The sequence below is a fragment of the Sphingobacterium spiritivorum ATCC 33861 genome (assembly GCF_000143765.1).
GTDB classification, from domain to species: Bacteria; Bacteroidota; Bacteroidia; order Sphingobacteriales; family Sphingobacteriaceae; genus Sphingobacterium; species Sphingobacterium spiritivorum.
Genome location: NZ_GL379770.1, coordinates 1,367,559 through 1,380,793, shown reverse-complemented (window position 1 = coordinate 1,380,793; position 13,235 = coordinate 1,367,559). Strand labels below are relative to the sequence as shown.

General features: G+C 39.3%; 11 protein-coding genes. 5 read left to right on the top strand and 6 right to left on the bottom strand.

The window, feature by feature from the left end:
• Window positions 1–28: 28 nt before the first annotated feature.
• Window positions 29–1,378: a MutS-related protein gene (locus HMPREF0766_RS06005; protein WP_002994618.1), complete on the bottom strand. Its 1,350-nt coding sequence runs from the start codon at window positions 1,376–1,378 to the stop codon at window positions 29–31.
• 160 nt (window positions 1,379–1,538) lie between these two features.
• Here HMPREF0766_RS06005 and HMPREF0766_RS06000 point away from each other — a divergent pair, with 160 nt between their 5' ends.
• Both HMPREF0766_RS06000 and arr read left to right on the top strand, forming a co-directional pair.
• Window positions 1,539–2,399 (top strand): DUF6265 family protein, encoded by an 861-nt coding sequence (locus HMPREF0766_RS06000; protein ID WP_002994617.1) that lies wholly within the window; start codon window positions 1,539–1,541, stop codon window positions 2,397–2,399.
• 285 nt (window positions 2,400–2,684) lie between these two features.
• On the top strand, window positions 2,685–3,113 hold the full coding sequence (gene arr, locus HMPREF0766_RS05995; protein ID WP_002994616.1) for an NAD(+)--rifampin ADP-ribosyltransferase: 429 nt from the start codon (window positions 2,685–2,687) through the stop codon (window positions 3,111–3,113).
• A gap of 16 nt (window positions 3,114–3,129) precedes the next feature.
• Here arr and HMPREF0766_RS05990 read toward each other — a convergent pair whose 3' ends face one another.
• Window positions 3,130–3,774, bottom strand: coding sequence for a hypothetical protein (locus tag HMPREF0766_RS05990; RefSeq protein ID WP_138944199.1), 645 nt, complete (start codon window positions 3,772–3,774; stop codon window positions 3,130–3,132).
• Window positions 3,775–4,122: 348 nt separating this feature from the next.
• Here HMPREF0766_RS05990 and HMPREF0766_RS05985 point away from each other — a divergent pair, with 348 nt between their 5' ends.
• Together HMPREF0766_RS05985 and HMPREF0766_RS05980 are read left to right on the top strand one after the other, a co-directional pair.
• On the top strand, window positions 4,123–5,211 hold the full coding sequence (locus tag HMPREF0766_RS05985) for an SH3 domain-containing protein (protein ID WP_002994613.1): 1,089 nt from the start codon (window positions 4,123–4,125) through the stop codon (window positions 5,209–5,211).
• 694 nt (window positions 5,212–5,905) lie between these two features.
• Window positions 5,906–6,904, top strand: a complete 999-nt coding sequence (locus tag HMPREF0766_RS05980) for a beta-ketoacyl-ACP synthase III (RefSeq protein WP_002994611.1) — start codon at window positions 5,906–5,908, stop codon at window positions 6,902–6,904.
• Between the two features lie 120 nt (window positions 6,905–7,024).
• Here HMPREF0766_RS05980 and HMPREF0766_RS05975 read toward each other — a convergent pair whose 3' ends face one another.
• Window positions 7,025–8,455: an aminotransferase-like domain-containing protein gene (locus tag HMPREF0766_RS05975; protein WP_002994610.1), complete on the bottom strand. Its 1,431-nt coding sequence runs from the start codon at window positions 8,453–8,455 to the stop codon at window positions 7,025–7,027.
• 90 nt (window positions 8,456–8,545) lie between these two features.
• On the opposite strand from HMPREF0766_RS05975, the gene HMPREF0766_RS05970 reads away from it, so the two are divergent.
• On the top strand, window positions 8,546–9,412 hold the full coding sequence (locus HMPREF0766_RS05970; protein ID WP_236590526.1) for a DMT family transporter: 867 nt from the start codon (window positions 8,546–8,548) through the stop codon (window positions 9,410–9,412).
• A gap of 162 nt (window positions 9,413–9,574) precedes the next feature.
• Here the strand turns inward: HMPREF0766_RS05970 and HMPREF0766_RS05965 are convergent, their stop codons facing one another.
• The 3 genes from HMPREF0766_RS05965 to HMPREF0766_RS05955 are packed head-to-tail and all read right to left on the bottom strand — an operon-like array spanning window position 9,575 to window position 13,069.
• Window positions 9,575–11,011: a BT_3987 domain-containing protein gene (locus tag HMPREF0766_RS05965; protein ID WP_081454829.1), complete on the bottom strand. Its 1,437-nt coding sequence runs from the start codon at window positions 11,009–11,011 to the stop codon at window positions 9,575–9,577.
• A gap of 18 nt (window positions 11,012–11,029) precedes the next feature.
• Entirely contained in the window at window positions 11,030–12,022 is a 993-nt protein-coding gene (locus HMPREF0766_RS05960) for a glycoside hydrolase family 18 (protein WP_169311202.1), read from the bottom strand.
• A gap of 30 nt (window positions 12,023–12,052) precedes the next feature.
• Window positions 12,053–13,069, bottom strand: coding sequence for a DUF1735 and LamG domain-containing protein (locus HMPREF0766_RS05955; RefSeq protein WP_169311201.1), 1,017 nt, complete (start codon window positions 13,067–13,069; stop codon window positions 12,053–12,055).
• Window positions 13,070–13,235: the final 166 nt, after the last annotated feature.

Below are 13,235 nucleotides of genomic sequence, written 5' to 3'. Positions count from 1 at the left end.
GATAAAACAGAATAAGAATTAAATCAGACTAAAATATCCGGGACTTAATTTCCTTAAATGTGTTAAATACATCTTCTTTTTCCAGAAACCACATACCCAGTTTTGTTTTGTCGACGCCTTCTGTCAGTTGATACGTAAAGGAGATATTTGTACCATTCTGCATCGTTGTTTTTAAATATTTGAAAGTTACACGGTCATTATTCTTTAATTCCTGTTCCAGTTCTGTAATATGACTCGAAATTATGAAAATACTATCTTCCAGTTTACTGATGCTTTCAATCAGTTTTCTGGTTGCTTCATAAGAATCTTCATAATTGGTTCCCTTAAACAATTCATCAAACATAACGATCATTTTCCCTTCGTCTCTGATAGATTCTGCTATACGTTTCACACGATAGACCTCATTAAAAAAATGACTGTATCCGGAAGCCAGATTATCCCCTAAATTAATCGTAGTCATTAATCCCCTGAACAGTTGAATCTGCATGCTTTTTGCCGGAACCGGAAATCCCATATGAGCCAGATAGATGGAAGCGCCCATGCTCTTTAATAATGTTGATTTTCCTGTCATATTTGCACCTGTCAAAAACCAGATATTTCTACAGTTTTCTACAGTAATATTATTTTTTACAGGATTTTCAAGCGCCAGATTATACAGGTCTTTTATTTGGAGAAGTATGTTTTGTGACTGATCGGTTGAAAAATCAGGAAAAGACATATTTGTCTTGTCAAAAGATTTGGCCACACTTCTCAAGGCATCAATATTATAATATATAGTGAATATTTCCTTTACTTCAAGTCTCTTCAGATTCCGGAATAAATAATCATATTTAATAAGAAGGAGAATAGGATTCTTCCCTTTCGAAAGGACCTTTAATTCTTCCATGTCCAGATCAGCAGATAAATTCTTAAAATTATCGCTATAAGTCTTTAATACCCCGGCAGGATTTGCGGAGGTCACCGCTTTTTCCAGCCATGCTCCCACATTTAGGATAATCATTGCAATCTCTGCTACCGATTGTTTGATCAGAATCCGTTCTTTTTTAGAAGATTTCGACATGAAATTGGAAGAAAATTTCTCCAGATAAAACAGAAACGGATTGTCTGAATGTAATTCATTAGGAAGACCGAGGTATCGTTCCAGATCAATCATCATGTATTTATCAAATAAAGAATCTATATCCCAGTCTGCCAATTGAGTTATTGCCTCCTGTCTTTGTCTGATCTCCTCAACATTATCAAGCGGATGGAGAAAGTAACTGTACAACATATCACTCCCGCCTACAGTAAGGGTATGATTGAAAAATCTTAAAAGACTCCGTGAATTCCAATCCAGAGCATTTAAATCCGAAAGTGTCTGTTTATCAATTCTGAACATATCATTTAGCAATAACACTAATATAATTAAAGGATTGCACACTTTCTAATATCTGCTCTGTAAGATCTTTAGCAAACTACTTTATGAAGATGCTTAGTCTTGAAAGACTGCGCGGATAAACCATAAAATATTTATAAATTGCATACCATAATCCTATGTTATGAAAGCAATTTTAGCCCTTATATTGTGGTCTGTCCTTGTACCCGCCTTTGGTCAGTCCCTCCTGCCTGTTTTTTTAAAAGGTACGTGGAAAGTAAATAATGCGGAAATCTATGAACACTGGGATCAGTTGAATGATAAAACGCTGAAAGGATTTTCTTATCGGATCAAAAACGGTCAAATAAACGTAACAGAATACCTGAATCTGACACAGTCAAAAGATCGCATCGTCTACACTGCTACCGTGGTCAATCAGAATCTGGGGAAACCTGTTCCCTTTACGATGAAAGAAAAGGAAGGAGCATTCATCTTTGAAAATCTCAAACACGATTTTCCGAAACAGATTATCTACAAGAAAATATCTGATATGGAAATTGAAGTCCAAATCTCAGACCTGAAACAGAAAGAGCACAGATTTAATATGCGTAAACTGTCCTCCAATACTCAACAAGACACAGCTACATCCAATAGCAACTATGATGCTCTACTGGCAGAAAAACTGGGCGGAGATGCGTACGGAATGAAGAAGTATATACTTGTTATATTGAAAACAGGTACCAACAACACAACTGACAAGACTTTTATCAATGAAAGCTTTAGCGGACATCTCCAAAACATCAATCGGCTGGTCGAACAGGGTAAACTGATTGTAGCTGGCCCCTTAGGCAAAAACCAGAACAACTACAGAGGTATTTTTATCTTAAACAATATCAATACCCTGGAAGAAGCAAAAGAAATCCTGCAAACAGATCCTGCTGTAAAAGCCGGTCTGTTGGATATTGAACTATTCAACTGGTACGGATCAGCGGCCTTACCCGAATATCTGCCTGCCTCAGATAAAATCTGGAAACAAAAACCTTAGGTGGGTTGTAAACTTAATATGGTATAGACCTGGCGCAAGCATGAGCGTAGCGGTGCTTGTGTTTCTGTCATGCTGCAGGTGGGAACACCTGCAAACGCATGGTGTGCGTTAGTTGGCGTCCCTGCCAACTGTAGAACACAGCAGCGTGTTATATATGTTTCTTAATCTCTCTCCCGGTAAACGGGATCTCTCCTCGAAAAGGAGAGAAAAACGATCACATAAGTTCCAGATCTCAGTCATAACTATTACATTTATCTGTAATTTACCTTGCTATTTAATAATCTTATGAAAACAGATAATCAAACAACAAGTGGATCTGACAGACAAGAATTTTACCACGGCACAAAAGCTGATCTTAAAAAAGGAGATCTTATTGAAGTCGGTTTTCATTCTAATTACGGAACCGGAAAACAGGCCCGTTATGTCTATTTGACGGAGACTTTAGATGCTGCGATCTGGGGTGCTGAGTTGGCAGCAGGAGAACTTAAAGGAAGAATCTATACCGTAGAACCAACCGGTCCGATTGAAGATGACCCTAACTTAACAGACAAAAAGTTCCCCGGAAACCCCACAAAATCATATCGTACAAAAAGTCCGCTGCGCATAACCGGTGAAATAGAAAACTGGACGGGACATGCTCCTGAACAACTTCAGGCAATGAGGGATCATTTGGCCAAGCTCAAAGATCAGGGCATCGAAGCAATAGAAGATTAATCCTTTTGCCGGTTTCCTATAATCCTTTAATCTGCAGATTGTACGCATCCATCTTTTTGGTTTGTGCTACAATAAAATTCAACGGCTCCCTATCCGTTTGGTCGGTCTTTAGTTTAGCAACAAATACATTCAGGCTGTTGTAAGCACTCCAGCTCTTGCCGACATCTTTTGCTGCAATAGCTTGCTCCAGTTCTTTAATAAGTTGTTCATATTCTTGCTTTGCTTCGGCTCCAAATACAGCAGGAAAAACGACAGGTACATCTCCGGAGGCTACTACAGAATTATCAACAGATTGTGGTGATACAGGTGCATTTATTGCAGAAACAGCTTCATGCTTATTTCCGACAGTTATAATCAGTGTTACGATTGATAAGATTAATATGGATATAATAAAGATCCAGGATATCGTTTTGCCTAAGTTTTTCTTCCACAGAGAGTAGCTCCACAACAGCAGTATCAATCCCAGTATTGTCATACTGACGGCTAGTCCAACAGGACCCAGTAACTTATATACGGGTATTAATATACGTGGGATATCATAGCTAAGCTGCGGCGTAAAGTAGGTAAACCCTTTGACTGTCATTCCGGTTCCGACCAACGCTACAGCTATACTTTTGATTTTTTCAATGACAGTTAAGCTTGTATTTGTTTGTGTTGACATACTGCTGATATTTAATTTAAACAAATCTATTAGTGCGTAAGCATATTTCATTGTCGCTTTTCAGATTCGCCAGGAGCGGATTTAAATCTGTCGTCCGACAGCTTAAATCCGTAATTGAATCACTCCTTTATTTTGATTTTACTAAGCAATCCGGCTATAAAGAAGCCATTAAAAACAGATCCGCCGCAAAGGAAATTATTTGCGCATAACGTAACCTGTTTTCTAAGTTAATATTCTTTTATAAATTAAAAAACATCTGTTTAATGATGTAATTTAATTAGTTTAGCACGATACTTGTTAGCAAAATTGATATAATTTGAACTTTTTTCTGGCTTGATTGCCCTTTTTATGAAGACACTATTACAGATTACATTTTCGGCACTATTACTATCTGCCTCAGGCTGTGGCAATAGCCCCAAAACAAATGACAAGATCCTGCAGGACACAACAGTCAGAGACAGCCTGATACAGGAAAGTAATGAAGAAGGTATACCTATTGATTTTGATAAAACAAAAGTTCTCAAAACAACTACTGTGACTGACAGAAACGGTGCCGAGTTAAAACAGCAGCCGGATGAACAGTCCAAAAAACTGGGTAGATATACCTACGGAACAAGACTTGAAGTCATCGAAGAAACAGATAAATGGTATGGAATACGGGACAGAATTACAAGAAATTACACTGAAAACGGACAGGAAACTGAAACGACGAGATGGGAGAAGGTATATGTGCTGAAAAGCAAAACCGGATCTATGAAAGAAATAACATTGGTGCCTGCAGATCTGGATATTATTTCATTACTGGAGAAAAATGGAAAGGCGGAGTATTTTGAGAAAGGCAAACAATTAAAAGAATATCTTAAGATCGAATTGATTGACAAATCTCTTTTTGAGAGTAAAAAGCAATCTGCAGTCGATTTCTTTCTGGCTGATACTACGAAAATCGAAAAGAAAAACGGGGTGATTGAACTGAAAACCCCAGGCAAGACGGTGCGGTTCACAGATAAACCTGATGCAGAAGAAGATATGCAGATATTCAAATATGAGGGTCAGATCGAATTCTTAAATAGCTATCTGATTAGCGGATCGTATTATGAAAGTATGGATTACCGCCTGATTGATAAAACATCAGGAGAAGAAAAACAGGTATTCGGAGAATTCCCGTACCTATCCCCGGATAAAAAAAATATTATATGCATATATGCTAATCCATATGAATCAACAGGTGATTTTGAACTTTATACGATTACTGACAAACGTATAAAACGGACCATGAGTGTAAGTTTCAAAAACTGGATGCCGGCTGTAAATCCTGGAGAAATGTTCTGGAGTACAGACGGATATCTGTATCTTACAGCCAATCACATCAATTCCTTCTGGATGGAAGATGGTCAACTGAATACTTCATTTCAGTATTTACGTATTAAAGTGTTATAGAGGATATTACGCTCAATACCAAATGACTGATTGACCTTCATTAATGCTTTGATTCTTTAAATTTTCAAAGCATTAATGAAAAATCTATAACCTACAGTTTCTAATGAGGCTTTATAAATTTGTCTTTCTTATGAAGTTCTGATTTCACTTTTTTAGGATCAAAAAAAATCCATTCGGGATGGCAGCTCTTTTATCAAAACATTCACCTCTTTACGATTGTTTATATCTTTTTTCTATCCAAAATCGTTGATTAAATTTTGTCTTAATGATAGTTATACGGATTCTTACATTCTTATCTGTTTTTTCACTTTATAATCTTCGATTACTTTCTTACGACAACCTTAAAAGTTACATACCATTCTGCTCAATAATGGCACAGGTAGGTTAAAAAGGCCTTAATATGTTAAAATATCTTAAATCGGTAATTATTCTGTCAAAATAATTTATTTTATAGGTTCCAACACAACTAATAATTCTATTTTTACAATTTAAAACAAAGAATGTTGAGAGAGAGATTTGTAATTCCCCCATTATCCAGAAAAACCAATACGTTCCAAACGCTTGCTACTCCGGATACTACAGCAAAAACTGTAGTTTTCGGAAAAGGTTTTATGGCTTCTGATTTGCGTCTTCTCTATTCGTGGCCCACTGCTTCACCAACGAGGAGCAGCATTTTATTAGAGTATCCAATTATATGAATAACAGTTTACCAACAAGACTATTTGCTTCAATAACAGCTATCGGGGGCTATGTACCTCAAAATAGAAGAACGAATTATGACTTAGAGAAAGTATGCAATACTTCTGATGAATGGATTGTAAAACGCACAGGAATCAAAGAGCGTCGGATATTGGAAGAAAATCTGGCGACCTCGGATATGGCTGTCCGTGCAATACACGATCTTGTTGAAAAGTTTAATAAAAACATCTACGATGTAGATGCTATTCTGGTAGCAACTTCCACTCCGGATATGCCTATGCCTGCTACTGCAAATATCATTGCGGAGAAATTAGGTTTGGCAAATATCTGGGCATTTGATATCAATGCGGCATGTTCAGGTTTTCTTTATGCACTCGATATGGGTGCATCACTGATTGAAACCAATCGGTATAAAAATATTCTTGTCATAGGCGCTGACAACATCAGCACTTTTGTAAATGTAGAAGATCGATCTACTAATATCCTGTTTGGAGACGGAGCCGGAGTAGTCTGGCTGGAACCTTCTACAGTCGGCGGCATTATGGATGCTTATCTGAGAAGCAATGGTACAGGGCGTGAGTTTCTCAATATAGAGGCCGGAGGCTCTCTTTATCCTCATAAAAACGAACCTACTGAAAGCGAACGTAAATATCTGAAACAAGACGGCAAGACGGTATTCAAGCAAGCCGTACAATCCATGAGTGACGCCTGTAACAATGTGCTTCAAAAAAATAATCTCACCATAGATGATGTCAGATGGCTGGTACCTCATCAGGCTAATCAGCGTATTATAGATGCCGTAGGTCGCTCTATTAATATTGCAGAAGGAAAGACGTTGAGCAATATCGAGTACCTGGGCAACACAATTGCTGCCACTATACCACTGTGTATCTGGGAGAATCTCAAACAGATCAACAGAGGAGACCTGGTGATGCTCACTGCATTTGGTGCAGGATTCTCCTGGGGAGCCAGCTTGTTACGTTGGATGATTTAAAAATATATGCAAAAACACCTCAACCGAATAGATTGAGGTGTTTTTGTATAATCGACCAGCCTTTTAAAAGGCCGGCAATCATGGATTTTTTAATTACAGCTTCATACAAATCTCTTATATTCAGGATTTGGCAGCCTGCAGGAGTACCTTTGCCAGATTACCGACTTGCTTTAGTTTAAATTTGAGCTCCTCTGACCAGGGCAATCCGATACACAATCGCATGCAATTATCAAACTGATCCTGCAATGTAAACATTCTTCCGGGCGCTATACTGATCTGTTGTTTGATTGCCAGATCATAAAGCAGGGCTGTATCGATGCCTTTCGGAAATTCAATCCATAGAGCCAATCCGCCCTGAGGTCTGCTGGTCTTTGTTCCTTCCGGAAAATAAGCGGCTATAGCCTGAATATATTTCTGATAATTATCCTGCAAAGTACGGCGCAGATTGCGCAGGTGATTTTCATAACGGCCTGTTTTGAGAAAATTACCAACAGCCTCCTGTACTACAGAGGTGGACGAGATGGAATGTACAAGTTTCAGCTTCAGCAACTTTTCCTTGTATTTACCGGGAGCGATCCATCCCACTCTGTATCCGGGAGCCAGGGTCTTGGATATAGAGCTGCACCACAACACATTACCTTCCGTATCAAAGGATTTGCAGCATTTCGGACGTTGAGCTCCGAAGTACAGATCACCATATACATCATCTTCAATAAGCGGTATCTGATGTTTAGCCAGCAGTCTGACAACTTCTCTTTTATTTTCATCTGACATACAGCTGCCTAAAGGTGTATTGAAGTTAGGGATCAGCAGGCAGATATCAATTTTAGGAATAGCCTCTTTCAATGCTTCTATTTCTATACCTGTAATCGGATGAGTAGGTAGTTCTAAGACCTTATACCCCAGCTCTACGGCCAGTTGCAATATACCGGGATAACAGGGACTTTCTATAGCTATCGTATCGCCGGGTTTTCCAAGCGCCATCAGACAAAAAGAAAGCGAATTCATCCCTCCGTTTGTAGTGATAAGGTCGTTTTCATTTAAGTTTCCTCCCCATGTCAGACTGCGTACAGCAATCATCCTTCTGAGTTTTATATTTCCCTGCAGCACTTCATATTCTGTCCCTCCGCCCTGTAGTTCACGCGAAGCATGGATAATCTCTTTTTTGAGTTTGGCCAAAGGGAGTAATGCCCGGTCAGGAACAGCTATAGAAAGTAAAGTGAGCTCGTCATTACCCATACTGCTGTAAACTTTGCTGATGAGTTGATCCGGTTCGTTACTGTTGGCTATTGCTAAAGGCTGACTTACCTCCGGAATAGGAAGTCTCAAAAAAGGAATATGACTTACAAAATAACCTGACTGCGGTCTGGAATCTATAAGCGACTGCCCTTCCAGTTCCAGATATACCCTTTTGGCGGTATTCATACTGATATCATGCTCTGCACACAGTCTCCTCACAGAAGGCAAGCGGTCGCCGGATTTCAAAACACCGTTTTTGATCTGCTGCGCCAGTGCAGAGGCAATCTCGTTATATAAAAATTCTTTAGCCATTATACAAATATAACTGTGTCCATTAAAAAACTCAAAACTGATACTGTTATAATATTCGGAGCTAAACTATTTTTACAAAAAAGTAATGTTATGAACAGCCAACCTTTAACAGGAGATGTATTATCCAAAACCAATAACGGATGGGTCAACGGATTTATCGGAGTCCTGATCTTCAGCGGATCCATGCCGGCCACTAAAGCTGCAGTACTGGATTTTGACCCTATATTCCTTACTGTAACCCGTGCGGGAACAGCCGGCATACTTGCGCTCTGTGTGTTATTATTCTTTAAAGAAAAAAGACCACAAAAGAATCAGCTAGTCCCTTTATTTATAGTTTCTATCGGAGTAGTTATTGGTTTTCCATTACTATCTGCCATGGCTCTGCAATATATGACTTCAGCCTATTCCATTGTCTTTGTAGGCATGCTTCCCCTTTCAACAGCACTATTTGCGGTACTTCGGGGAGGTGAACGGCCACGTCCGGCATTCTGGATTTTTTCTGTAATGGGTAGTCTGCTGGTTGTAGGTTTTGCAGTTGTTCAGGAGCATACCTCCTCCTTCACGGGAGATCTGCTGATGATACTAGCCATCATATTATGCGGATGCGGATATGCAGAAGGGGCTAAACTTTCTAAAACATTAGGCGGCTGGCAGGTCATATCCTGGGCGCTGGTATTGTCTCTACCTGTCATGATTCCTTTGATGTGGTACTTCTTCCCTTCTGCTCTGAGTGCTATCCATACTCCGGCATGGATTGGACTTGCTTATGTATCTCTGTTCAGTATGTTTATTGGATTTATATTTTGGTACAAGGGACTGGTGCAGGGCGGGATCGCAGCAGTAGGTCAGTTACAATTATTACAGCCATTTTTTGGATTGGCACTTGCAGCATCTTTACTCCATGAGCAGGTAAGTATAGCTATGGTCGGAATCACTATAGGCGTGATTTATGTGTAGCCGGTTCAAAACGATTTGCGTGATAATCCTGTAAATAATGAGCATATGGATTCATCCGAAAACAATAATTAACTTTATCTTATAGCTAATAGCATAAAAGAGAGCGCCGGCAATATTGCAAACCAGACGCTCTCTAATGAACAATTATAACTACTTATTCGATTACTCAAAAGCATTTAATTCTCCAAATCCAGCTGCATAATCTCCATACCCTGTAATGGTAAAACGGAAGTAGCGTGCCTGTACAGGTGTATAAAAACTAACATTTCTTAGCTCCGGATTTGTTGCCGTACCTTTAGGCATACTACCAGCGTATGATCCCTGAGAAGTCCAGTTAATACCATCATTGCTGCTCGCCAATTGCATCTCTGTCACGGCTGAAATAAAATCTGAACCAAAATAATTCCAATACCTCGGTGTAAATGTAAATCCCCTGATGCTCTTCTGATTATGCATATCTATGGTAAAGAGTACAGCAGGTTGAGTTCCAAAGGTCAATTCAGAATGCCATCCGGTGGCGGCATCATTATCAAAAACCATCCCAGGATTGCCAGTAGTAAAGGTAGCATCCGTTGAACTGGCAATTGCTGTCCACACCGACCGATCCCCCCTGGTACCTGATGGAGTCGGATTATCGGGATTGATATTCTGTATCTGTACATCCACCTTAAAATAAGCTAGTCCCTGCGTGTCATGAGGTGGAACAGGTCCTTCATCCACAATTCCGGCTGGTAACAAATAACTCTTTCCCGGCTCAAAAGCAGTGGTATTGTTCAACACCAAACTTATTGGAGTTGTCGCCTTAAGACTAGCACTGTTAATAGAAACACTTGCGGGCTTAAATGTAAAAGAATTAGCAGGAAAAGCCAGATATTGTGTTTGATTAGTCTGGTTATACCCCGTAAGCAAATCTGGTCTGGCTTGTAATGCAACAGACAGATCTTGTGAAAAAGCAGTATTAACTCCCGCAGATATATTCAAATTACCATTGATAATATCTCCGTTAGGTGTACGGATAATGGTAATAGGTATCAACCGGTTGGCGGGCAAATCATTAAGCTGTGTCATAATCCGGCTGAAAGTAATCCGCATATACATAACCTGCCGGTTTGTACTGAGTGGTACATTAGCATTTGTACTTATCAGACGTACAGGCACAACATATTGTTTAGTAAAATCCAGATTTGCTGCCCCCTCTCCAAAACTTAATTGTACAGAGTCCGCAGAGCGTTCCTGTCCTGCCGGTATACGGATCTGACCATTGTTTTTAAGCAAAAAAGCTCCGGCGGGAATCACGGGCGATTTGGTCTTGTTTACACGATCATACTCCGCCAAAAGGGAAGTGTCAATTGTCGCTGTTACCTGCACATCCTGGCCAAAAGCCCTAGTCAGTAAAACAGGAAAGGCTATTCCTGTTCCTTCAAATATTTTACCACGTGCAATTGCATAGCTTACTGTACTACTATTGTAACTCAACGATCCGGAAGGAACATACAAGAACAATTCAGAAGGATTATCTAGCTCTTTTTTACATGCAGTCATTAATATGGTGCATGAAAAGCTCAAAGCAAAGAGCAGTATATTAATATTTATTTTCATGATTCGTATCTCTTTAGTTTAATAGACTGCCGGATTCATTATCTGAATGGCTCTACGTGTATATTTGTAGTCGGGATTATTAGGATATTCATATTCTGTATGATAACTCCCAACGCCACCTTTTCGTCCCTCCAATGGTTGCCAATAGGCAAATCCCAGCATAGAAGGCATAATACCTCTTTGTGGATCATTAAAATTTACACCTCCTGTTTTCCATAAATCTTCAAAATTTTCACAAGGCACAAACTTATGTGCAGGAAATTCGGGACCACCAAAATCCCGCATTCTTCGTTGCAATACCGATCCGGATGCCGATCCGTATGATTGCTGCATAAAATAATCAATATAGGGAATGATGCCCAAATCAGACTGTCCGTCTATAATCAGTAATTTCCCTGTCCCGGATTGAGGTCCTAAATATTTTGAAAGTGACTTGAATAAGCGCTGCGTATGTGGATCATCAGTTGCATATGCACCTCCGCTATCCCCAAAAATGCTACGGTCGCCATAGCCCGGCTCATAGTCGAGATCAAAACCATCAATCTGGTATTTATCAACAGTATCTGCGATAGCCTTTGCTACATTATCGATCGCAAGCATCACATCTTTGACAAATAAAGCAGCATCATTTCTTTTCATTAATCCTTCCACACCGCTTCCAAACATAGTCACTACGAATCGGGTTCCTTTTAATTCACGGTTTTTTTGCATCGACTTAAAAGCTGGAGATCCAATAGGAGGTACACCTCCCCAAAGGGCAACAATATCAACACTATCCGGAATCTGATCCATGAGCCCTGCAATACCCTCTGTACCCGGACTACCTGTACCGCCAAACCATCCGAAATAAATCTCATGATCCGATTTTTTATATGCACGCAGATTCGCATAGTATTTATCTGAACGCTGCAAAACAGTTTTAACCTCCTTTGCTATATATTCATTTTGTTTTTCGCAGGCGACCATACTTATACATATAATCGCCGCGATAATTATAATAATCCTGTTCATAATTGATAACATATTTTTATTACACATTATTTATTCGGGACAACGGATACCACTTACCCAACTATTATTAGTTGAAAGGCCTCCGGTATGTCCTTTTCCTGTTGCATCTTCAGCAATTTTGCCACTCCCTTCATTAAATTTCCAGTATCCATACAAACCCTCGGACTTAGGGTTGACTGAACACATTCCGGAGCGTATCTCGGTTTGTGATAAAGCCTTTGTCCAAAAGCGCACTTCCTGCGCTGTTGCAGACAACCCATTACCGCTACTGGCAAACCACATCGTATTAAGAGAAAATGTAGTACCTGCCGGTACAGGGATAGAAAAATCCTGTATACCATCGACATACATTGTGAAGCGATTTTTATTTCCATCGAATACAATAGCCACATGATACCAGGTATTGGGTGCAAAATGCGTATTAGAAAAAGGTTGTAAACCCGCAAATTTTACTTGCAGCTGGTTCGGGTCTGAGATTACATCTCCAAAGCGTACAAATATTTCATCAGGATATGCACCCATTACCGCATTATTCCCAAATTTGGGCATCTTGATCCTGAATTCCGCAGTCCATGTATTTATTTTCACCAATGGATCATGGATTTTAAAATTCACATAGGTTCCACCCGGAAAATGTAAAGCCGGATTGACAAATACCCGGGCAATGATTACATAAGCTACTTTGGAGGATTCTAATAAAGGAATTTCACCAGATGCAGATGCTATCTTCACGGGTATCATATACTGGTCGCCTTCCGTAAGTGTATTATCAAATGGTAATATCTTTAACTTAACAGAGGATGATAAACTACTACCTGTGTTGATTGTGCTATTAGCAGATGTTGAATTATTAGTATCATTATCAGATACTGATGATAAAGAATAAAATCGTTTTGGCAACGCTTTATATTTCGTCCCGTTCCTGAGATTATAATCTGTTATCTGATTACTATCTGTTTCAAATACGAGATTTATATCAGATTTTACCGGTTGGGACGAGCTGGCAGAGAGTGTTAAAGCACCTCCTGTATTATCTACAGGTACCATTCGCTCTGCAAGTCCTTTACGTTCCGGATCTGTAATGAAAATCCCAGAGTTTTCAACATTACTTTTTTTGCAGCTGTAAAACGAAAAAGTTACAAAAAACAAAAAACTATAATAATATATTTTACACATGATTATCTAATATTTGATTGTTAAACCATCTTGTTTT

Coding starts and splice junctions, on each gene's coding strand:
- HMPREF0766_RS06005 (WP_002994618.1), bottom strand. CDS start 1,378: ATGTTCAGAATTGATAAACAGACACTTTCGGATTTAAATGCTCTGGAT.
- HMPREF0766_RS06000 (WP_002994617.1), top strand. CDS start 1,539: ATGAAAGCAATTTTAGCCCTTATATTGTGGTCTGTCCTTGTACCCGCC.
- arr (WP_002994616.1), top strand. CDS start 2,685: ATGAAAACAGATAATCAAACAACAAGTGGATCTGACAGACAAGAATTT.
- HMPREF0766_RS05990 (WP_138944199.1), bottom strand. CDS start 3,774: ATGTCAACACAAACAAATACAAGCTTAACTGTCATTGAAAAAATCAAA.
- HMPREF0766_RS05985 (WP_002994613.1), top strand. CDS start 4,123: ATGAAGACACTATTACAGATTACATTTTCGGCACTATTACTATCTGCC.
- HMPREF0766_RS05980 (WP_002994611.1), top strand. CDS start 5,906: ATGAATAACAGTTTACCAACAAGACTATTTGCTTCAATAACAGCTATC.
- HMPREF0766_RS05975 (WP_002994610.1), bottom strand. CDS start 8,455: ATGGCTAAAGAATTTTTATATAACGAGATTGCCTCTGCACTGGCGCAG.
- HMPREF0766_RS05970 (WP_236590526.1), top strand. CDS start 8,546: ATGAACAGCCAACCTTTAACAGGAGATGTATTATCCAAAACCAATAAC.
- HMPREF0766_RS05965 (WP_081454829.1), bottom strand. CDS start 11,011: ATGAAAATAAATATTAATATACTGCTCTTTGCTTTGAGCTTTTCATGC.
- HMPREF0766_RS05960 (WP_169311202.1), bottom strand. CDS start 12,022: ATGAACAGGATTATTATAATTATCGCGGCGATTATATGTATAAGTATG.
- HMPREF0766_RS05955 (WP_169311201.1), bottom strand. CDS start 13,069: ATGGTACCTGTAGATAATACAGGAGGTGCTTTAACACTCTCTGCCAGC.